Below are 21,634 nucleotides of genomic sequence, written 5' to 3'. Positions count from 1 at the left end.
TATAAAGTATATAAAGTAAGAAGGGTACGAAAAATTATTTTGATGGAAAGAAGAAAGGTGAAAAATATTTTTATGAAAATGACCATTGCTATTGCAGTGGTCTTTCAGATTTATAATGCCAATGCACAAACGATTTCGCTTGCAGGCCAGTGGCGTTTTAAGATTGATAGTAATGATGTAGGTATTAAAGAACAATGGTTCAATCAAAAATTTAGTGAAACGGTTTTATTGCCTGGGTCTATGTTAAGCAATAACAAAGGCAATGATCTTACTATCGATACTAAATTTACAGGTAGTATTTATGATAGCAGCTGGTATTTTATGCCACGGCTTGCCAAATATCGTGAGCCCGGCAATTTACATTTTCCATTTTGGTTAACTCCTAATAAATATTATATTGGCCCCGCCTGGTACAGTAAAGAATTTGTTTTTCCCACAAACTGGGATAAACAAAATGTGCATTTATTTTTAGAAAGGGTGCACACCATTTCAACCGTATGGATTGATGGAAAAGAAATTGGCACACAAAATAGTTTGGCCACAGCACATGAATACGATTGTACTGCATTTATAACACCCGGTAAACACACCATCACTATAAGACTGGATAACCGTATTAAGGACATGAATGTGGGCCCCGATTCACACAGTGTGACCGATCATACACAAGGTAACTGGAATGGTATCATTGGTAAAATGGAATTAAGGGTGGAGCGGAAAGTGTATATTAAAAATGTGCAGGTATATCCTGATGTAAAAAATAAAACAGCAAAAGTATTACTTGCAATAGCCAACACAACAAATGATAACGCACCTGTTGATATTGCACTTATAGCAAATTCATTTAACACCAAAGCAAAGCACAATGTAGTGCTTACAAAAACTGTTACTATTGCAAAAGGGGATACCATACTGGAGTTACTTTTACCAATGACCAATAAAATGTTATTGTGGAGTGAGTTTGATCCGGCGTTGTATAATCTTATGGCTACGGTTTTTTCTTCAACAAATGGCATAAGCAAAACCTATACAGAATTTGGTATGCGATCTTTTGGTATTGAAGGCACACAGTTTACCATCAACGGGCAAAAAACTTTTTTACGCGGCACTGTAAATAATTGTGAATTCCCCTTAACGGGTTTTCCACCAACAGATGTTGCAGCATGGCAAAGATTATTTGCCATTGCAAAAGCACATGGGTTGAACCATATGCGCTTTCATTCGTGGTGCCCACCCGAAGCCGCTTTTGATGCAGCAGACAGGGAAGGCTTTTACCTGCAACCTGAAGTGGATTCATGGCCCAATCATGGGACATCATTGGGCGATGGCAGATTTATCGACAAATACATTTATGAAGAAGCTGAAAAAATGCTGCAGCGTTATGGCAATCATCCGTCATTTGCCATGCTTGCCGCCGGCAATGAACCTGCAGGAAGAAACCAGGCTAAATATTTAAAAGAATTTATTCTGCATTTTAAAAGTATTGATAACCGACATTTATACACTGGCGCATCTGTGGCCATGAGCTGGCCGCTGGTGCCCGAAAATGAATACATGATAAAATCAGGAGCAAGGGGACTGGACTGGAATAACCGTATGCCTGAAAACGATTCGGATTATCATCGTTTTATTACACCATTCGCCATGCCTTATGTAACACACGAGCAGGGGCAGTGGTGTGTATTCCCCGATTTTAAAGAGATCAAACAATACACCGGTAATTACCGTGCCAAGAATTTTGAAATGTTTCAACAAGACCTTGCAGAAAATGGCATGGGCGACCTTGCAGAAAAATTTTTGATGGCTTCAGGCAAATTGCAATCATTATGTTACAAATTTGAAACAGAGAAATCATTGCGTACTCCCGGCCTTGGAGGTTTTCAGCTGTTGGGCCTGCAGGATTTTCCCGGCCAGGGTTCGGCTATTGTAGGTACACTAAATGCTTTTTGGAAGGAGAAAGGTTATACCACACCACAGCAGTTTAAACAATTCTGCAATGTCACGGTACCGTTGATACGCACTTCAAAATTTGTGTATACTAATGACGAAACATTGCAGGCTGCAGTAGAAATTTATCATTACGGAAAAGCAGATATTAATAATGCGGTAGTAAACTGGAAATTGGTAAACACTAACGGCGCAGTGTTTGCAAAGGGAAAATTTGCAGCGCAAAATATTCCAACTGGAAAAAATACAACTATCAACACCATCACAATTCCATTGGCGAAAATTATAAATGCACAACAATTGTCATTGCAAGTAACCATTGAGAATACAAATATTGAGAACAACTGGAATTTTTGGGTGTATCCAAAAACATTGCCGGCATTGGATAACGCTTCCATTTATTATACCGATACATTAGATGCAAAAGCAGTTGCTGTATTAGATAAAGGCGGCAAAGTATTTTTAAATCTTGCTGGCAAAATTGTAAAAGGAAAAGAAGTGGTGCAATATTTTACACCGGTGTTCTGGAATACTTCCTGGTTTAAAATGAGGCCACCGCATACATTAGGCATTTTGGTGGATGAAAAAAGTCCTGCATTTGCATCATTCCCCACCAGCTATTACAGCAACCTGCAATGGTGGGAAATAGTGAACAGGGCACAGGTAATGCATTTAGAAAATTTCCCAAAAACATTTCAGCCATTGATTCGCAGCATTGATACCTGGTTTATGAACCGCAGGCTGGCCATGCTGTTTGAAGCCAGGTGCGGCAACGGAAAGATCATTGTAAGCAGTGCAAATTTATCACCATCAATGCCAGGCAAGCCGGCAGCCACACAATTATTTTATAGCTTACAAAGCTATATGCTCAGTAATGCATTTGCACCAACTCAGTCAATTGATATAAATTTGATAAGAGAATTAACTTCCATGCCATCAAAACTGGTGTGGGACGCATTTACCAAAGCTGCACCTGATGAATTAAAACCAAAAACGATTGCACAGTAGTATGAAGAAAAATAGTCTTATAGACCGGGCAGTTGGAATGCTACCAGGCTTCAGTGGCGTCGCACTCTTGTACAGGAGTAATTCTATTGAGCTTTTATCTAAGCGTAGATCATGCTACATCAATAAGTGTGTTTTCATTTTTTTACTTTTCATTAGTTGTAAAACTTCTGCACAAAACAATACTGAACTATGGCACGGTATAGAACGAACCATGCATTATCAACCACAAGGCAATGATTTTGTTTTGTACAAAGGCACGAGAAAATTCAACAGGGCATTGTATGGCACTAACACTGCTTTCAGGGTAGAGGCAGGTGATCTCCCTGAATTTGCATTATACATGCCGGGCATGGGAGGCAATTGCAAGATCGGAATTGCCGTAAATGGAAAAAGTAAATGGATTACTGCAGCCAATAATATAAAAACAATTTATCGTGCCGGCTCCATGTTATATGAAATAAAAGATAGTATACTTGGCAGGGGCATGCTGAAAATTGCGGTGCTGGCATTGGCAGATGAAGAAGGCATGATCATTAAAATTGAAAATGAAAATACACCCGCCAATACTTCACTAACAATTGTATATGGCGGCGCAACAGGAAAAAAATTCAGCCGTGATGGCGATATCGGTGCCGATCCTGAATCCTCTTTTTATTTGCAACCTGCATATTGTAAAGACAACCGGTATACTATTTTTAAAAATACTTTTCAACTCTCTTATGGTTTATCAAAACCATTAAGCGAAGAAGAACGTTACGAAATTCAATACAATAATAAAGCAGCAGATACAACAGCAAAAGAAAAACCAAAACAATTAATTGGTATTTTTCCGGATAGTGCAACTATACAAATTGCAGATGCAGAAAAACAAAATACCCCGGCTGAACTACTGGCATCACCGGCTAATTTAAAATTACCCGTGATTACAGCAGAGGTAATGCTGAATAAAAAAGGGGTCAATTATTTTATAATACAAAAAGCACCAGCATCATTTGCTAACAGTGAAGCCGCAACTATATTTTCAAAAGCTGAGACGGCAAGAAAAAAAATAGCTGATCGTGTAGTGTTGCAAACGCCTGATGCATATATCAATCCTTTGGGCAATGCATTAGCAATTGCTGCAGATGCTATTTGGGAAGAGCCCTCATATATGCACGGCGCTGTTGCATGGCGCATGCGTTTGCCGGCATGGCGTGGGCCTTATGTGGCCGATCCTTTAGGCTGGCACGACAGGGCACGAACACACTTCAGCAGTTATGCTTTATCACAGGTAACAAAAATTCCTGCAGGGCCTGTAGTGTTTGATACTGTTTTACACATAGCAAGGCAACAGGAAAAAATGGGTACTGCAATGTTTAGCAATGGTTATATCAGCCGCAATCCCGGTGGCGATATTCGTCCACACCATTACGATATGAACCTGGTGTATATAGATGAATTGCTCAATCATTTTAATTATACCGGCGATATTGAGTATGTAAAAAAAATGTGGCCCACCATTAAATTACATTTAGAATGGGAGAAAAGAAATTTTGATGCAGATGGCGATGGTTTGTACGATGCCTATGCTGCAATATGGGCCAGTGATGCCTTGCAATACAGCGGCGGAGGGGTTACCCATTCTTCTGCTTATAATTACCATGCCAATAAAACTGCCGCCATGCTGGCTAAATTGATTGGTGAAGATGGCAGTGTATATGAAGCAGAAGCCAAAAAGATTTTCGCAGCCATGAATAAAGATTTATGGTTACCAGGTAAAGGCTGGTTTGCAGAAAATAAGGACCTGATGGGATTGCAACTGGTGCATCCTTCAGCTGCGCTCTGGACAGTATACCATGCTATTGATGAAAATGTGGCGGATGCTAAACAGCAATACCAGATGATGCGTTATGTAGATACTTATATTCCGCATATTCCGGTAAAAATAAATGGATTGAAAGACGAAGGATATTATTTGTTGTCCACTACTAATTGGCAGCCTTACACCTGGAGTATCAACAACGTTGCATTGGGCGAAAATCTGCATACTGCCTTAGCTTACTGGCAGAGTGGCGAAAATGATAATGCGTACAAATTATTTAAAAGTACGTTGGCAGAAAGTATGTATGCCAGTGCCAGCCCGGGCGGCTTTCAGCAACTTTCTTTTTACGATGCTATACGTGGCGAATTGTACCGTGATTTTGCAGATGGTATTGGCATGACGGCAAGAAGTTTAACAGAAGGATTGTTTGGTATTACGCCAGATGCACTGAATAATAAATTAATCATTAAACCGGGCTTTCCAACTGCATGGCAATTTGCAAAGCTTACTGTGCCTGATATCAGTTTTGATTTTAAACAGGATAAAAATATTTCTACTTATAGTATCAATCAATCTTATAACAAATTATTGAATCTTACCCTGCAGCTTAAAGCAGTAAAAGATAAAGTAGTTGCTGTAACAGTAAATGGTAAACCTGCAAAATGGAGTTGGATGCAAAATGCGGTTGGTCAGCCAATGATTACAATTGAAGCAGGTAAAATAAAACAGGCCATAATAAAAATTAGCTGGGCAGGAAATAATTTTGATGATCTGCCTTTCATGAATGGCCGGTCCTATGAAAAATGGTTTGTTAATTTTGCAAAAGCAACGGTTCTTGCCATTGATGATCCGCAGCATATTTTTAAAGCATCCTCTATAAAGAAAAGTTATGTTTATGCTGAAGTAAATGGTAATGTTGATAAACATACTGCTTTCATTCAATTGAAGCAGGGCGATGCAATCTGGTTTGAGCCAGTACACTATGAAATTACAGCCCCTGTTGAAACAGTCAGGCTGCATTGTTCTCCTGAATGCCCCGGCATTTATGATACAGTAAGCCTGCAACCTTACTTCAACGATAAAGTGACACAAATATTTAAGAACAAATATTTATCTCCGCGTCCGCAGTCACCCACTTTACAAATTCCATGGCAGGGTATTGGTAACTGGTGCTATCCGTTGGCGGATGCCAATATTAATGACAGTGGTACAAGGGTTAAAGCGGGCAATGGCAATATCCTCCACCTGGTGAATGTTCCTTTTGCCACACCATCAGCATTGGAGGCAAAGAATATCATCTATACATCGCAGTGGGATAATTATCCTAAAGCTGCAACCATACCATTAAATGGAAAAGCAGCAATGGCCTACCTGTTAATGGCGGGCAGTACCAATCACCAGCAAAGCCAGTTTACCAATGCAAAAATTATTGTAACCTATACAGATGGTACAACAGATGAATTGCCATTGGTAAATCCCAGTAACTGGTGGCCAATAGAACAGGATTATTATGATGATGGTTTTGCATTTACTACAGGGGCACGAAAACCTTACAGGCTGCTGTTAAAGACAGGTGAGTTTACCAAAACGGGAACTAAATATACTTCCATAAAAGGTGTTACCAACCGTGCCATTGATGGCGGCGCTGCAACGGTAGTGGAAATGTATTTGCAAAAAGATAAAGAATTAAAGAGTATGCAATTGGTAACGCTTGCAAATGAAGTAGTGGTTGGGCTAATGAGTGTAACGCTGATGCGTTAAGCAATGAATAATTAATAATGGATAATGGATAATGTTTTTAGTTTGTGTAGTATATTGTTATTACAGTGTATAATAGTTAAAACATAAAAGTAGCGCCGGCGCAGGTACGTCCCGAAAGCATTCGGGATGGAGGCGAAGGCAACAGCACTAAAAGAGATAACAAAAAAGGAAAATCAATTTTTGACAAAATGGGCTAAAGCCCCGCTTAATAGAGTTCTTTTTATCACCGCCCTAAAGGGACGGTGCAATTAAAAAGACATAAAATTTAGATATTCAACAAATGAAAAAAACAACTATAATAAATCTCTTTCTTGTTTTCATGTTTTGCAACATGCAAACAACTGCACAACCCATCAACCGCAAAGCCCTTGTTGAAAGACATACCATTGTAAACAAAACAATGGATACCTTATCATCACTATCCGTAGGCAATGGTAAATTTGCATTCACTGTTGATGCAACAGGCTTGCAATCTTTTCCTGATGCTTATGCAAAAGGCGTTCCGCTGGGTACACAAAGCGAATGGGGGTGGCATAGCTTTCCCAATACAAAAAATTATAAAGAAGAAGAGTTTCTAAAGACCTATCATCTTAATGGAAGAGATGTAAAGTACGCTGTGCAATGGAATAGCCCCGAACAAAATAAAGAAGCCTCCAATTATTATCGTGCCAACCTGCACCGCTTGCAACTGGCGAATATAGGATTGGAGATATCCAGGAAAGACGGCAGTATTTTTAAAATCGAAGATGTAAAAAATATCAACCAGACATTAAACATGTGGACGGGTGAAATTCATTCTAAGTTTACTGTAGACGATGTGCCTGTGGAAGTAATTACTTTTTGCCATCAGCAGGATGATGCGATTGGCGTAAAAATAAATTCAGTATTACTAAGACAGGGAAAAATAAAAATCAGAATAAGATTGCCTTATCCAACAGGAGGCTGGGCAGATATGGGGAATAATTTTACGGATGATGATAAACATGAGTCCACGCTTGTACAACCCTCTTTTGGATCTGCCTTAATAAAGCACCGATTGGATACTACTTCATACAGAATCAGTTTAAATTGGAGAAGTACAGCATACATCACCGAAAAGCAGAAGCATTATTTTTTATTGGCACCAACCGGTCTCGGCGGTAATAGCTTTGAATTTACCTGCAAATTTTCAATGAAGGATGATACCAGGTTAAATGAATATTTCTATACGCAAATACAAAACAACAGCAGGTTACAATGGCAACAATTCTGGCAGCGTGGTGCAGCAGTAGATTTTAGTGGTAGCATTGACACAAGAGCAAATGAGTTAGAAAGAAGAATTGTTCTCTCTCAATACCTTACTAAAATACAATGTGCCAACAGCAATCCGCCACAGGAAACCGGTTTAACCTACAACAGTTGGTATGGCAAACCGCATATTGAAATGCATTGGTGGCATGGCGTACATTTCGCATTATGGGGAAGAGTAGATCTGCTGGAAAAAAGTTTAAGCTGGTATAACAGAGCAGCAGAAATAGCGAAAGGAATTGCAGAGCGCCAGGGTTATGAAGGGGTGCGTTGGCAAAAAGTAACTGATAATGAAGGGAGAGAAGTACCTTCTTCTATTGGTGCATTTTTAATATGGCAGCAGCCCCATTATATTTATTTTACAGAGTTGGTGTACAGGCAAAAAACAAATTTGCAAACATTAAATAAGTATAAAGACCTGGTTTTTGCAACAGCCAGTTTTATGGCATCCTTTGCACGTTACGATTCTGCAACACATAAATATGTTTTAGGCAAAGGCGTTATCGCAGCCCAGGAAAGATTTAAAGCCGAGCAAACTTTTAATCCCACGTATGAGCTGGCTTACTGGCATTGGGCATTAAGTACCGCACAACAATGGAGAGAGCGGTTGCATTTACCAAGAGATAAAAAATGGGATGATGTAATTAGTAATTTATCGCCATTGCCCATACAAGGTGATAAATATTTATTTACAGAAAGTGCTACTGATTCTTATACCAATCCTGAATTTAAAACAGATCATCCTTCTGTATTGGGAGCATTGGGCATGGCACCTGAAACACCGATGATTGATAAAAAAATAATGCAAAATACTTTTAACTGGATATGGGATAACTGGAACTGGGATAAAACCTGGGGCTGGGATTTTCCAATGACGGCAATGACAGCAACACGTTTGGGCCACCCGGAAAAAGCTATAGACGCATTGTTAATGAACATAACCACTAACACGTATTTAAACAACGGGCATAATTACCAGGATGGAAGGTTAACGATCTATCTTCCCGGTAATGGCGGATTACTTACTGCCATTGCTATGATGTGCGCCGGTTATGATGGAAGCACCATTCCCAATCCCGGCATACCAAAAGATGGTAAATGGAAAGTGAGATGGGAGGGCCTGAAAAAAATGTTGTGATATGATTCCGTTAATTTGCTCATAAAGAAAGATCAAAACAAAAGCCGTCCCTAACAAGTAAGGGACGGCTTTTGTAATATTTTATCAGCAGTTTATAATTTTACATACCGCAGGTTGGTTGTTTCGCCGCTTAACTTGTTGAAAAGAGAAATGGTGTATATACCGGGTTTAATCAACGGTAATTCAGCAGCATTAGTTGTAAGAGTAGTGCGATACGTTAATGCCCCTGCAGCATTAAGCAATGACAGTTGTATATTTTCAGGGTGTACAATACCTTTAAAATTTACCGTATTGCCTGTATTTGGAACAGGGTATGCGTAAATGTTATCTCCGGCTGTATATTTTATCAGCCTTGTAACACTGTAACTGAATTTTCCATCAAGATCGGTCTGTTTTAAGCGATAGTATAAATTTCCAACAACAGGTTTTTCATCCATCCATTCGTAGTTAACTAAGGTGGAAGAATTAGCAGTTCCTTTAATTGTTTTTAACACCGTCCATGATGAGCCATCTGTTGATCTCTCTACAGAAAAATAATCGTTATTGATCTCTGAAACAGTAGACCAGTTTAATTTTACTTTTTCTTTTATTGCTTCCGCAGTAAAATCAGCTAAACTAATGGCCAACGGGCCGCCGGAGGTAATAGAGAAATTCAGCGTTTGTGCTGTAATGCCTAATCCTTCAATTTGTACAGATGCAGTATTGCAAAGTAACGAAGCAGGCGTAGCCGTAGCACAATCAGAATTTGGATTCCATACATTAGATACGCTGGTAACATTTCCGGTGCCACCATTATTAGGTAGATCGTAAAAATGACTGTTTGCACCACAACCCAACGTGCCTTGCAAGGTATATAACGATGCAGGGATATTACTGCCGGTAAAAGTAACTATGTAGTGAAGATTTACATTGTAATTATATCCAAACGGGCAACTTGCAGAGGAAGGTACAATTGATACGGGTTGTACAGTAATATGAACGGTATAACCGTTAGAGGAAGTTACACTCACCTGGGCATAGCCGGCAATGGAAGTACAAAATGTGAGTAATGCGCAAAGGCCTGCAAAAAGCATTTTTTTTCTCATGTTAAAGGTATTAAGCAGTGCGAAAGTATAGTAGAAAACCCGGATGGCAATGGTGATTTTACGTATATGACAGTAATTTTACTAAGAAATTTAAATAGCTGCTTCCGGGTCAATCTAATCAGCTACTTACAAATGCAATAAAGCTTTAGTTTGTTTAATATTGTGGACAATTCAATGCAGTAAAGGGTTTCAATAAAGCGCTGATTATGTAAAAAGGGCCTTAGATAGAAAAATGATAAGCCAGTCAGCTATTTCAATTGGTAGATCTTAAGGTCATCTATTTCCTGGCGGCTTCTTGTAGAACGGATGCCGAAATAACCATGGGTAAATGGTTGTTCATCTTTCCAGGTAAAATAAACTATGCCATCAACTGCGAATGTTACAAGGCCATTAAGTACCGTTATTTCAATTAAATATTCTTTATTGGCTTGTAGTAAATGCAGGCTGTCGCTATATTCAGCAACAATCTTTTTATCGCCATTATTATATTTTCTGAAACGGGTGGTTTTATTGTAGTTGCCGCCCATGCCTGCGTAATACATGTTCAGGGAATCGTATTCAGCAAATCCACCATGGCGGCTAAACATTTTTCCATTGGGGTCTGTTGCCATCCAGAATTGATTAAGGTCACTTAAGCGATCATTCTTTCCTCCGTTTACAATTACTTTTCTGGTGTAGGTTATTTTAATATTGCCTTTCAATTCCTTTTTGTACCAGATAGTGGCTCCTCCATAGGTATCAATTAAAAGTTTGCCGTTTTTTGCAGCTACAAGTTCACTGTCTGCCGGTTGTTTTTCTACTAACCAGTTGGAGGCGTTTAATGCAGAAGAAAAATTATCTTCAAATAGTAAAATGTCTTTTACTGTATTATTTTGTGCAGTGGCATTGCACAGGCAAAATAATAACCATGCAGAGAAAAAATTTTTCATTTTATTTTACGTATCATTATCTAGCAATAGTGGCTGATAAATGTACTATAATCCTGCCGTAAACTATCCTGGAGAATAGCAGGATGCTGTTATTTGTATTACTTTTACTTCTTTCTATATAAAAGTAAATAAACACCATGTTAAGTAATAATGATATACTGAAAAAATTAAGAGTAGCACTTTCATTGCGCAATGAAGATATTATAGAAATACTGGCATTGGTGGATTTTAAAATATCTAAAGGTGCTTTAGGTGACCTGTTCAGGAATGCTGATCATCCCGGGTACGAAGAAGCAGGCGACCAGATACTGCGCAATTTTTTAAATGGCTTAATAATTTATAAGCGAGGAAAATTGCCGGAGCCTAAAACAAATACCGGAGACGAAAAACCAATTACGAAAAAGCAGCACTAGGTTTTATTCTATTTGGCGCAATCAAGTTTTGCAGCATATTTACTATAAACGTCATAGCAGTCCACTCTTACTGCAGTATTGCCATTAACAGATACCCAGCTCAGTTTTAAATAAGCTATATCTTTTTTAGGCAATTTTAATTCATAATAATAATAGCCGGCAAGTGTTTTTGTATCGCAGCTTTTAAGTAAGGTTGCTTTAAAAGGTTTTTTGCCAAATACACTATCCAATGTGTATTTCGGTTGCATGTCGCTGCATAGCGGAGCGCTTACAATACTAAAAGAAGTATAGCCCGAACGTGGGCCTTTCAACATAATATTCCATTTCACCGGCAGCTTATCCTGTGTAAAAGACTTGCCTTTAAGTGTAATATCTACAGTCCCCATTCTGAAAAAATTAATACTGGTATCATCACTCATTTCCAGCCTGTCGGCTTTCCATTTAATGGGAAATTTTTTAGGGGCACCAACAGACCAGTCTCCAACGTTCTCGTACCCGGTACTGTCGCTAAGTAATTTTTTTACAAGATCATACAATTCTGTTTTGGGGGCTTGTGCAGTTGCAGTAATGGCGCTGCATACAATAACAATAAGCAGTATAAGTTTTTTCATGCTTTTAAAGTTACTGCATATTGTTTAAAAGCGAAAGCCCTGCTACAGTTTTATTTCAAATGAATGAGCGGGAATAATTTCTGTGATAAAAAGCAGAGGATAAAAAAGCCCGCTGTGCTAGCGGGCTTTTGCAGGATATTTTTTATTTAGCAACATCAAATTTCTTAAAAATCGATCTCACATTTTTATTGATCTCCCTGTCGGTGATCTGTGCAGTATTCAACTCATCAGTAGACCATCCCTGCCATACTGTTCTGTCTGTTTTAGTGTCTATTAGCATAATGGTAATAGTACCTTCTTTAACAGTGGTGGAATAACTGTTGTAACCCATAAACCTGGAAGGGTAGTAAAAATTATTATACCGTCCGGTACGTGGGTTGTAGTAAGAGCGAACATAAGAGTTAGAATATACCGGATCGCTTTGTTCCTTCTGGCTTTTTTCAACCAGCAATTCGGAACTTACTAACACATCCGGATCATTCTTTACTTCCTGCCAGCCTTTCTTCTGCAACTCATCGTTTACTGCACTACGAATATTTTGTAACGCAATATCGTTGCGCCGGTTAGGTTTAGCACCCCTGGCTTTTTCCGGCGCTATCCAGCTATAGGTTTTATATTCACCCATGTTTGCATTCTTTGCTTTTTCTACATGGGCAGTACTGCCACAACCAGCCATAAAAATGCCTGCCACAACGGCAAATGCACCGCTTTTTATTGATTGAATTGTCATAACTAATTGTTTTTAATGAGTTAAACTAATACACATATATACGTGCAAAAAGCATGCAGGTAAAGCTGGTTACTGTGAAAAAAATGTGAAAGCATATTATGATGAACAAGCCTGGTGAATTGAATGTATTTCTATCAATGAGGTATTATTTTTGCAATGTTTTTTACGTAATAATTTTTCTGTCAACGCAACGGTGCTACAAATTGCATTGTCAGCAAGAAAACAAAGTTTATGAAAAGAAAATTCATGACAGGCTTATTGGTGGTGCTATTGTTTGCGGCATGCAGCAAAGCCACAGTTGCTGATAAAGAACCCATTGAAAATACAGTTACCGGCATATGGACACACACTGAATATTTTTACAGTACCGGGGCTCCCGGTCAATGGTATGCCGTAACACCTGCCAATCAAACTATTGAATTTAAAGCTGATGGTAGTTTTACCGGCACAGCATCTTTTTTAAAAGAAGCCACGCATTTTGTAATAGTGGATAGTACGACCATTAAATTTTTACCCTCCGCAAAGCCTTCAGGTTATACTTTAATGAATTATCATGTAAAGACTGCAGAAAGAGAATTGTATTTATCTCCGCTTGATCCTATTTGTATTGAAGGCTGCAGCGATAAGTTTAAACGGTAAATTGAAAAGAGGGTAATAGAGAAGCAGCGTATAGTGGCTTTTAATTTTTATTGAGTAGGTAAGAGGGGTGATTTTTGTATTGCGTTAAAAAATATTCAATTCCCAGGTTCTAAGGAAAACGCATAGTATGCCGGATTTTGAATGTCATTGAATATTGTATGTTGAGCATTGATTATTTTTTTATTGCAACCTGCTCATGTACATATACCAGTTCCATTCCCATGTAGCACCATTGTCATCGCTCATGGCCTGGCTCCATATCGGGTTGTTTTTATCACGGGCATCCCAGCGAAATACCATGATCACATTTTTGCCATTAAAAATATCTTTAGTAAAAAAATGGCCTATATTATTTTCAAAAGAACCTAGTACCGGTGGGTCTAAAACACCGGTATTGGAATCGGCCCAATAAATACTCCAGAGTTTTGTTTCAGGATTGAATAAGCGAACCGTCATGCCTTCAAAAGGCACTCCGTCAAAACTGGCTAAAAAATTATCAATATTGCCAATGCCGTTTAATACACGGTACATTTCCTGTGTGGATTCAAATTCTATCCACTCGGTGCAGCTGCATAATCTTGCTTTTAGTTTTTTATTATGCAGTTTCCACTTGCCTTCAAAAAAATCAAAATCACTTTTTGAAGAAGTGGGAGAGGGGGTAATAATTATTTCGCCCTCAGCGGAAAAAAATAAGGGAGGAATAGCAATTTCGTCAGAATTTTTCATGTGTATTTATTTATTGAATATTATATTTTGATCACAAAGTTTTTAGGAATAGTAGTTACGCCCAAAAAGATTAAAGTGAGTAGTAAGGCACCAGGAACAATGTATGTTAATGGAGGTGCCCAAAAGCCAAGAAAAGTATACACAAAAGCTTTTGGTGAATCTCCGGCCCCATAAATTATATCAACAGAATCATGCACATTGATTGCATCGTGTTGAAAGGAGCTGCCTGTGCAGGTTAAAGTATCCTGGTTAACTACAAAAGCTACCACAGGATAATAATAGGTAGTTCTGGAGGGCTTATTAAACGTAAAGTATTTTACTACGCCTTTTGTTTTGGTATAGGTAATAGCATACCACAATTTTGTGCACATTGGTTTTAAAAGAAAGCCCATCAGTATAAAGTAGATAAGGTATTTACTGATACTGATTTGCCTGGATTGTATGGATAGTAATGCCATCTTTTTTAGCTTAACTCTCTATTGTCATATAATCCAGGTTGCCATTTTCATCTGTAATAATCACAATTAACTGATCGGTTATATCTTGCCCGAGCGTATAATCAAAAACAGCAAAGTAATCAGTATTGTGAGGATAAATACCAACTCTTACCAGGTGCAATTTTTGTAATAATAATTTTTCATGATCAGCAGATTTGCTTCCTGCGGGCAACAAACTAGCTAATTCTGCAGTGCCTAATTCTTCCAGGTGGTGTTGCAAATAAAATTGTACGGTATCACCCTCTTCATCATTATAATCTTTAGCGATGTAACCTTTGTTATTGATATCGTAGATCCTTATGTTTTCAATAAAATGTTTTACAGTGGCTAATTTTTCAACAGCAATAGTTTTGCTTTCAAAATTCAGGTCCACTTCAATGGTGCCGTTATTAAAGGGAATTGTTACATCGTAATATTCATCCAGCTCAGCAGGATCTATAGGTCCAAAATGCGGTAGGGTAAAAGTTGCCATTATATGTAAAATGTAAAAGTGGAATAATTTATTGCGGAGTAAATATACAACAACATTGGTGTTAGTACAGGGGCTTTAAAACTACAGGTGATTCAGAAGTAAATTGTTGTTATTTAATTCGCTCAAAGGTATACTCATGTGTTGCAATGTTGCCACTGCTGGTTAGCTTGCCTGTAAAATGATCGGCGTCTGTAAAAGAAAGATATTCAAAATAGGCATTCTTTCCGGGTTGCCCGGCTACCTGTCCGGTAGCATCCAACCGTATACTCACATTCCAGTCATGATTACATGATCGGGTGCCGTCAGTAGCTGTGGTGCAATTTACTTCCACTTGTTCCTGTTGCAATAACCAGGTACCGGTAAACACTTCTCTTGTGTAATTTATAAATTGAAAATTATCAGCAGTATTAAAAGTAAATTTACCATACACAAAGTCTAATCCCGAGGTATTGGTATTGCCATTGAGGGGTACTATCTTTTTTATATTCCAGGTGCCATACAGCTGGTTCACATCAAAGTCTTTCGTTTTTTCGCAGGCGGAAAACAAAAATAGCAGCGGCAGTAAAAAAAGCAGATTTCTTATACGCATCAGTTATAAACCATGTTTTGGATAAGGCAATGAAAATAATACCGATTGTTTAAAGTAAATGTTAAATGATTTTTCCGGAACCTGGCAATAACCGGAAAGCGCAATAACATTTGTTTACCAAAATTACCTGCCACCCCATAACAGTTAGCCAGGCGTAACCCGATAAATTTAGGTTCTCAGAAAATGAATGCTATGTGTTTAAAAAAAGTACGATTGTTTCCGGTGTTTTTCATGCTGTTATTTATTGCTTCCGGCAGCTTTGCGCAACAAAACGGAGCTGGTATAAAACTATTTTTTGAAAAAGTATACCTGCATACGGACAGGAATTTTTATGCCGGTGGAGATGATATCTGGTTTAAGGCCTACCTGGTAAACGGGCAGAGCAATTACCCGGTAAGCACCAGTAATACTTTATATACCGAGCTTATTAATCCTGCTGATATCATCATAGCCAGGCAGGTAATACGTATGGATAGCGGCTATGGGGTGGGTGATTTTAAACTGGATGATTCTATTGCAGGCGGCAGCTACCGCATCAGGGCCTATACCAATTGGATGAGAAATTTTGGCAACCATTTTATTTTTGAAAAACAGGTAATGATAAAAAATATTCCGGGTGTAAATAAAAAAAATGAACTGCCACAAAAAAATAAGGACCACACGGCAAGCACATTTTCCACACCAGGTTACAGCATACAATTTTTTCCCGAAGGTGGATCGATGGTAGAAGGCATTGCTTCATTAGTATCGTTTAAAGCAACAGATGCCAGTGGTAATGGTGTGGATGCCAGTGGTGCCATTATATCAGCTGGTGGAGATACAGTAGCGCATTTTAAAACGGAATATGCTGGTATGGGAAGTTTTAATTTTGCCCCGGTGCCAGGTATGCAATACAAAGCTCTCGTTACATATCAACATGGAGGTTTGTTGCCTGCATCTTTTGCCGTAGCTGCAAAAGATGGTTATACAATGCAGGTTACTGATATGGGAACGGATATGGCACAGGTACATGTATTCGCCAATGCCGCTACAACTTTATTACATCCTTCCGGCGAAATTACTATTGCTGCAAAATATGGTGGCAGAATATTGTACAAAGAAAAACTAACCCTGAAAGACAACCAGGCGGCACTGAATATTGCTACCACAAATTTTCCAACCGGCATTTGCAGTATAACGGTTTATGATGATAGCCTGCATCCCAATTGCGAAAGGCTGATCTATGTACAGGACAAAAATCCTTTAATAGTAAATGTTACCACTAATAAAAATACTTACGCAGAAAAAGAAAAAGTTACTGTAAATATTTCGGTAACCAATAAAGATTTGCAACCTGTAAAAGCCAATTTATCGTTGGCAGCTGTTGATGATAATGTTGAAAAAGCAGTGCCGGAAAATATGGCTACTTATTTATTACTACAAACAGAAGTAAAAGGAAAGATAGAAAATGCAGCTGCCTATTTTGATGTTAATAATCCATTGCGTTTGCAGCAGCTGGATCTGTTATTAAGAACACAGGGCTGGCGGGATTTTTTGTGGCGCAAGATGGCCGACACCACTATCGCTATACATTTTATGCCGGAACAAGGTATTAGTATCTCGGGAAATGTAAAACAAAAATTTTCTCAAAAGCCTTTGCCTGGCATGAATATTACTTTGCAGGCGCCTAATGCAAAAGGCGATAAATGGTTTACCACCCGTAGTGATGCACAGGGTAATTATTTTTTAGACGGCATTCCTTTATACGGAGTACAAACCCTCAAGCTCAGCTCCAAAAATGATAAAGCTGAAAAAGGAGGGGAGTTGTTTATGGATTCTTTATTCAGTAATAAATTACCCGTATCCCCCAATAAATTTATTGGTTATGATACTACAGCTTTTATGGGTTTTGCGCAGGATGCAGGTAAAAGATATGCCACTGAAAAAAATAATAAGTGGTTTACGATATTGCCTGGTGTAACTGTAGATTCCAAAAAGAAAACAGAGTTTTTGAGAGATGGTGCCTACATGAGCTTTGGTTATCCTGTAGATAATTTTGATATTACTGCTGCAGATTATAAATATGATGACCTGAGAAATTTTTTAGGAAAAAAAGTTCCCGGGGCCTATTACGATATGGAAAACGATGCCATATATTTTATGGCCAACGGAAAAAAGATACGTCCCCGCTTTGTAGTGGATAAGAGAGAAGATGTGTTTGACAGAATAGATTACTATTCGCTGCCGATGCAGCAGGTAAGTAGTGTTACGGTGCGCCACCTGGTGGGCAGGCCTAGTTTTGAAAGAACAGAAAGAGAGGATGGAACGGTACGTGACCTTGGTGCCTCTCCAACAGATATTTTTATAGTGTCCCTGGTATTAAAGCCCGGAGCTTATAATAACGATCCTGCCAAAATAATTACTGAAGTTACCGGCTATTACGAAGCCAAAGTTTTTTATGCACCCAACTACAGCGTTGATAAAGCCGTGCCTGATGAACGTACTACCATCCATTGGGCACCATTAATTAGCACCAATGAAAATGGAAAAGCTACCATTAGTTTTTATAATGCCGATCCTAAAACTACGGTGCGTATTGATGTGCAGGGTGTAACCAATAAAGGAAATGTTATTGTAGCGGAGAAAAAATATACAGTGCAGTAGGAGGAGATTGTTATTCCGGGTAACCTGGTTAAAAAAAATGTTCAATGATCAATTTCCAATGCTCAATATAAAATACAAGTGTGTTTTCATTGAACATTAAGCATTGAGAATTTTTCTATCAACAATAAAGAAGAAACTAAAAGATTAGTGCTAGCAATTTTTTAGTAGCACCCATATCACTACAAAAATCACAATGGTACTTAAACAACCACCGCCTAATTTTTTTGCACCGTAGCCTGCTATTAATCCCCTGAAAATATTATTCATTGCTGTTATTTAGTAAGATGTTTTATTGTATAGAATCTATGAACCTTTATTGCCACCCGTAATCTTTATAATGATAAATACGATAACTGCTACCACAACAACAGCGATAAAAATGCCAAATCCCATACCTGCTTTAAATATGTCGGCAATGGCCTGGCATGAACTGAGCAGAAAGATAGCGAATAGTAATAAAAATGATTTTACAAGGTTTGATATTTTCATATTATATTTTTGAAAATTAAGAATCGGTTGTTCATTTTGCCTGATGTATCTGGACTGATCTATCTATTTGATGTATTGGAATTGTTCTCCGAAGGTGCACCGTAATTATCACCTTGGTAAATCTCATCCTGTGCTGGTATTGTATTGTTTTTATCTGTGATGGACAATATTGTAGCAGGCATGCCTTCAGCTTCAGCAGGATCAGCAGGGTTGAATGGGCGCCTGGAATGATCGTACTGGTCTTTTTTCTTTGGAATAAAATCGCTTCTCAGCTGCGTAAAGTAATCCGTACCAATATTTTTCATGTCGCATCGTTTTAGTGGGTAACAAAATTGTTGCCACACAAAAATGCTGCTATAAAAAATATAAATTGTTATATCATTAATCGAATTTGTTGTAAGATTCACACATTTATCTCTTCAGTTTTACTGCAGATTACAATGTTGGGTCAGTACAATTTATAGTGAGCCTCGTAGTAAATATTCAGGCTATAAATTTAAATGGTCAGTTATCAGCTTCGCTGGCAAACACTACATAAGCCAGCAAAGGCAAAGGTTCCAGCTTTCCTTTAAGCCTGGCTATGATTTGACCCCGGTGATAAGCAGAATGGCCAAATACATGAGTTATGGCATCAGCGATCAGTATTTTTTTCTTAGAGCCATCAAAAGGAAAAATAAAATGTACTGATCTGCCAAGTTCTTTTTCACCAAGGGTTGCAATGTAAGTAGTCCATTTTTCAGCCACCTCTTTCATCAGGGCTTTACTATCTTCAAAACTTCTTTCCTGGAAAAGGGTAGTGGTTACAGGCGTATTCTGTAACCTGCTTAGCCAGATGCTATTGGCATTCAGTATATGCGTAAAAAGAAAAAATGTTCTTTCATCGGGCTCAACTGCAACTTCAATAGCTTCTGCTGTTTTCTGGTTGGCCCAAAGTTCAAATTGAATTTGTTTTACAAAATGTTGCGTCATATTTTACAATTGTATTTACGAAGATATTATGCATTATAATACCAGCGATAAAATAGTAGTGTAATTTTTTACGCAGCATTGCATAATATCCGAACTTGAGACATTTAGTAAGGGGCGTACAAAAGAAATATTTATGCAATGAAAAAAACGATCAAAAGAATAATGCCGTTTAATATATGCCTTGTTATGTTTTGCATATGCCTGCTTTCTTCAAACGGCCAAACGAATACATCATTACGTGATAAAGTAAAACAGCAACCCAAAATCGTAAATATTGTAAATTTTATACGCTTGCTGGAACCCCGGGATGCTGCTATTACCAAAGAAGTATTGTATGAAACCGTAGTGAAACAGGTTGCATTGATGAAAAAGTACAAACTAGGCGGCACTTTTTTATTACAGTACGATGCATTGATCGATCCCAAATACCAGCAGCTTTTAAAAGCCCTGCCACGTAATGCTTTCGAGATCGGTGCCTGGTGGGAAATTCCCCAGCCCATGGTGGAAAAGGCTGGCCTGGTATGGCGGGGCCGTTATCCCTGGGACTGGTATGCCAATGTGGGGTTTTCAACCGGTTATTCTCCCGACGAAAGAGAAAAACTGGCTGATGTATACATGAATGATTTTAAAAAGATATTCGGGTATTATCCAAAGTCGGTGTGCTCCTGGTTTATTGATGCACATACCTTAAACTACCTGTATCAGAAATATAAAATTGTGGCATCCGGTAATTGTAAAGATCAGTATGGTACCGATGGGTATACCTTATGGGGTGGTTACTGGAACCAGGCTTATTATCCCAGCAAAATAAATTCGTACATGCCGGCACAAAATGAAGAGAACCAGCTACCGGTTCCCATTTTCAGGATGCTGGGGAGCGATCCTGTGCGGCAATATGATGAAGGGCTTGGCACCAACCGGCAGGGCGTAATTACACTGGAGCCCGTGTATAAATTTGGTGGCGGTGATTCAGCATGGGTAAACTGGTACTTCAACCAGTTTGTTGCAGGCAATGCAATGGAATATGCTTATACACAGGCCGGGCAGGAAAACTCTTTTACCTGGGACGCTATGCAAAAAGGATTTGAAATTCAGTTGCCATTGATAGCAAAATTAAGAGATGCTCAGAAAATAAAAGTAGAAACACTGGCTGCATCAGGTGCCTGGTTTCGTAAACAATATAAGGTAACGCCGGCCACCTCTGTTACCATCAATAAAGATATAGCAGGCAGTGACCGTAAAACAGTTTGGTTCAACAGCAGGTTCTACCGCATTAATTTATTGTGGGAAAATGGTAATTTACGTTTCCGGGATATTCATCTATTCGATGAAAAATTTCCGTCTGTGTATACCGAAGGTAAAGCTACCTCCAACGAGTGTACGTTTTTTACATTGCCATTTGTGGATGGTTTTATATGGAGTTCGCCAGGGGTATTTGCAGGCCTGCGTTTTAAAGCGCTTGTTAAGGGTAAAGAAATATTGTTAGAAGGTAAAGATCCTGTGGTAACTAATCCTGTGCCCGGTACATTGCATATAGCCTGGCCATTAAAAACGTTTAATCAAACACTGATCATGGATATTGATGAACGACAAATAAAAATGAAAATTACAGGTGCATCATCAATTAACTGGTTTCTCGATCTTACTACTGCACCTGCAGCAAGCCTGCCGTTTAAAAATATACAAACAAAACAAATTGATTGCAGTTTTGAAAACATGCAGTATTCGGTAACAACCACTACCGGTAGTTTTAATAAACCTGGTGATAGTACCGTGTTTAGAATATTGCCTGAAAAAAATATGTTGGTGTTGAATTTATCTGGCGGTAATAAATAAAACTATTGGCAGAATAAATTACCCGTATTATATACCCTGTAGTGGGTATACGATTCAATATACA

Annotated in this window: 18 protein-coding genes; 7 read left to right on the top strand and 11 right to left on the bottom strand. The window is 38.5% G+C overall.

Going from position 1 to position 21,634, the window contains the following annotated elements; translation table 11 throughout:
- Nucleotides 1-42: 42 nt before the first annotated feature.
- The 3 genes from ACQ334_RS15795 to ACQ334_RS15785 all read left to right on the top strand — a co-directional run bounded on the left by ACQ334_RS15795 (nt 43) and on the right by ACQ334_RS15785 (nt 8,942).
- On the top strand, nt 43-2,955 hold the full coding sequence (locus tag ACQ334_RS15795) for an exo-beta-1,4-galactosidase (RefSeq protein WP_430989211.1): 2,913 nt from the start codon (nt 43-45) through the stop codon (nt 2,953-2,955).
- A 211-nt stretch (nt 2,956-3,166) separates the two neighbouring features.
- Nucleotides 3,167-6,517, top strand: coding sequence for a DUF4450 domain-containing protein (locus ACQ334_RS15790; protein WP_430989210.1), 3,351 nt, complete (start codon nt 3,167-3,169; stop codon nt 6,515-6,517).
- 280 nt (nt 6,518-6,797) lie between these two features.
- Nucleotides 6,798-8,942, top strand: coding sequence for a hypothetical protein (locus ACQ334_RS15785; RefSeq protein WP_430989209.1), 2,145 nt, complete (start codon nt 6,798-6,800; stop codon nt 8,940-8,942).
- 92 nt (nt 8,943-9,034) lie between these two features.
- Here the strand turns inward: ACQ334_RS15785 and ACQ334_RS15780 are convergent, their stop codons facing one another.
- Together ACQ334_RS15780 and ACQ334_RS15775 are read right to left on the bottom strand one after the other, a co-directional pair.
- Complete coding sequence (locus ACQ334_RS15780; protein WP_430989208.1) at nt 9,035-10,027, bottom strand: hypothetical protein; 993 nt, start codon at nt 10,025-10,027, stop codon at nt 9,035-9,037.
- Between the two features lie 248 nt (nt 10,028-10,275).
- Complete coding sequence (locus ACQ334_RS15775; RefSeq protein ID WP_430989207.1) at nt 10,276-10,956, bottom strand: DUF6250 domain-containing protein; 681 nt, start codon at nt 10,954-10,956, stop codon at nt 10,276-10,278.
- 137 nt (nt 10,957-11,093) lie between these two features.
- Between ACQ334_RS15775 and ACQ334_RS15770 the strand changes: the two genes are divergently transcribed.
- Nucleotides 11,094-11,369 carry a DUF1456 family protein gene (locus ACQ334_RS15770; protein WP_430989206.1) on the top strand — a complete coding sequence of 92 codons (276 nt, stop codon included), beginning with the start codon at nt 11,094-11,096 and terminating at the stop codon, nt 11,367-11,369.
- Nucleotides 11,370-11,377: 8 nt separating this feature from the next.
- Here ACQ334_RS15770 and ACQ334_RS15765 read toward each other — a convergent pair whose 3' ends face one another.
- Together ACQ334_RS15765 and ACQ334_RS15760 are read right to left on the bottom strand one after the other, a co-directional pair.
- On the bottom strand, nt 11,378-11,980 hold the full coding sequence (locus ACQ334_RS15765; protein WP_430989205.1) for a hypothetical protein: 603 nt from the start codon (nt 11,978-11,980) through the stop codon (nt 11,378-11,380).
- A 142-nt stretch (nt 11,981-12,122) separates the two neighbouring features.
- Nucleotides 12,123-12,710, bottom strand: a complete 588-nt coding sequence (locus ACQ334_RS15760; protein ID WP_430989204.1) for a DUF4136 domain-containing protein — start codon at nt 12,708-12,710, stop codon at nt 12,123-12,125.
- A 231-nt stretch (nt 12,711-12,941) separates the two neighbouring features.
- Between ACQ334_RS15760 and ACQ334_RS15755 the strand changes: the two genes are divergently transcribed.
- Nucleotides 12,942-13,349, top strand: a complete 408-nt coding sequence (locus tag ACQ334_RS15755; RefSeq protein WP_430989203.1) for a hypothetical protein — start codon at nt 12,942-12,944, stop codon at nt 13,347-13,349.
- 180 nt (nt 13,350-13,529) lie between these two features.
- Here ACQ334_RS15755 and ACQ334_RS15750 read toward each other — a convergent pair whose 3' ends face one another.
- From ACQ334_RS15750 to ACQ334_RS15735, 4 genes are all read right to left on the bottom strand, one after another.
- The gene (locus ACQ334_RS15750) at nt 13,530-14,075 is read right to left on the bottom strand and encodes a hypothetical protein (RefSeq protein WP_430989202.1); all 546 of its coding nucleotides are present in this window, start codon (nt 14,073-14,075) and stop codon (nt 13,530-13,532) included.
- A gap of 20 nt (nt 14,076-14,095) precedes the next feature.
- A complete protein-coding gene (locus tag ACQ334_RS15745; protein ID WP_430989201.1) occupies nt 14,096-14,533 on the bottom strand; it encodes a hypothetical protein in 438 nt (145 codons plus the stop codon).
- Between the two features lie 10 nt (nt 14,534-14,543).
- On the bottom strand, nt 14,544-15,044 hold the full coding sequence (locus tag ACQ334_RS15740) for a DUF2004 domain-containing protein (protein WP_430989200.1): 501 nt from the start codon (nt 15,042-15,044) through the stop codon (nt 14,544-14,546).
- 109 nt (nt 15,045-15,153) lie between these two features.
- A complete protein-coding gene (locus ACQ334_RS15735; RefSeq protein WP_430989199.1) occupies nt 15,154-15,633 on the bottom strand; it encodes a hypothetical protein in 480 nt (159 codons plus the stop codon).
- A 192-nt stretch (nt 15,634-15,825) separates the two neighbouring features.
- On the opposite strand from ACQ334_RS15735, the gene ACQ334_RS15730 reads away from it, so the two are divergent.
- Entirely contained in the window at nt 15,826-18,276 is a 2,451-nt protein-coding gene (locus ACQ334_RS15730; RefSeq protein ID WP_430989198.1) for a hypothetical protein, read from the top strand.
- A gap of 303 nt (nt 18,277-18,579) precedes the next feature.
- On the opposite strand, the gene ACQ334_RS15725 is transcribed toward ACQ334_RS15730, so the two are convergent.
- The 3 genes from ACQ334_RS15725 to ACQ334_RS15715 form a co-directional block, all read right to left on the bottom strand.
- Complete coding sequence (locus ACQ334_RS15725; protein WP_430989197.1) at nt 18,580-18,765, bottom strand: hypothetical protein; 186 nt, start codon at nt 18,763-18,765, stop codon at nt 18,580-18,582.
- A 59-nt stretch (nt 18,766-18,824) separates the two neighbouring features.
- On the bottom strand, nt 18,825-19,070 hold the full coding sequence (locus ACQ334_RS15720; protein ID WP_430989196.1) for a hypothetical protein: 246 nt from the start codon (nt 19,068-19,070) through the stop codon (nt 18,825-18,827).
- Nucleotides 19,071-19,269: 199 nt separating this feature from the next.
- Nucleotides 19,270-19,734, bottom strand: a complete 465-nt coding sequence (locus ACQ334_RS15715) for a DinB family protein (protein WP_430989195.1) — start codon at nt 19,732-19,734, stop codon at nt 19,270-19,272.
- 138 nt (nt 19,735-19,872) lie between these two features.
- On the opposite strand from ACQ334_RS15715, the gene ACQ334_RS15710 reads away from it, so the two are divergent.
- Nucleotides 19,873-21,570, top strand: a complete 1,698-nt coding sequence (locus tag ACQ334_RS15710; protein ID WP_430989194.1) for a hypothetical protein — start codon at nt 19,873-19,875, stop codon at nt 21,568-21,570.
- Nucleotides 21,571-21,634: the final 64 nt, after the last annotated feature.

The sequence above is a fragment of the Ferruginibacter sp. SUN106 genome (assembly GCF_050611765.1).
GTDB lineage: Bacteria > Bacteroidota > Bacteroidia > Chitinophagales > Chitinophagaceae > Ferruginibacter.
This window is presented reverse-complemented; position numbering and strand designations above follow the sequence as displayed.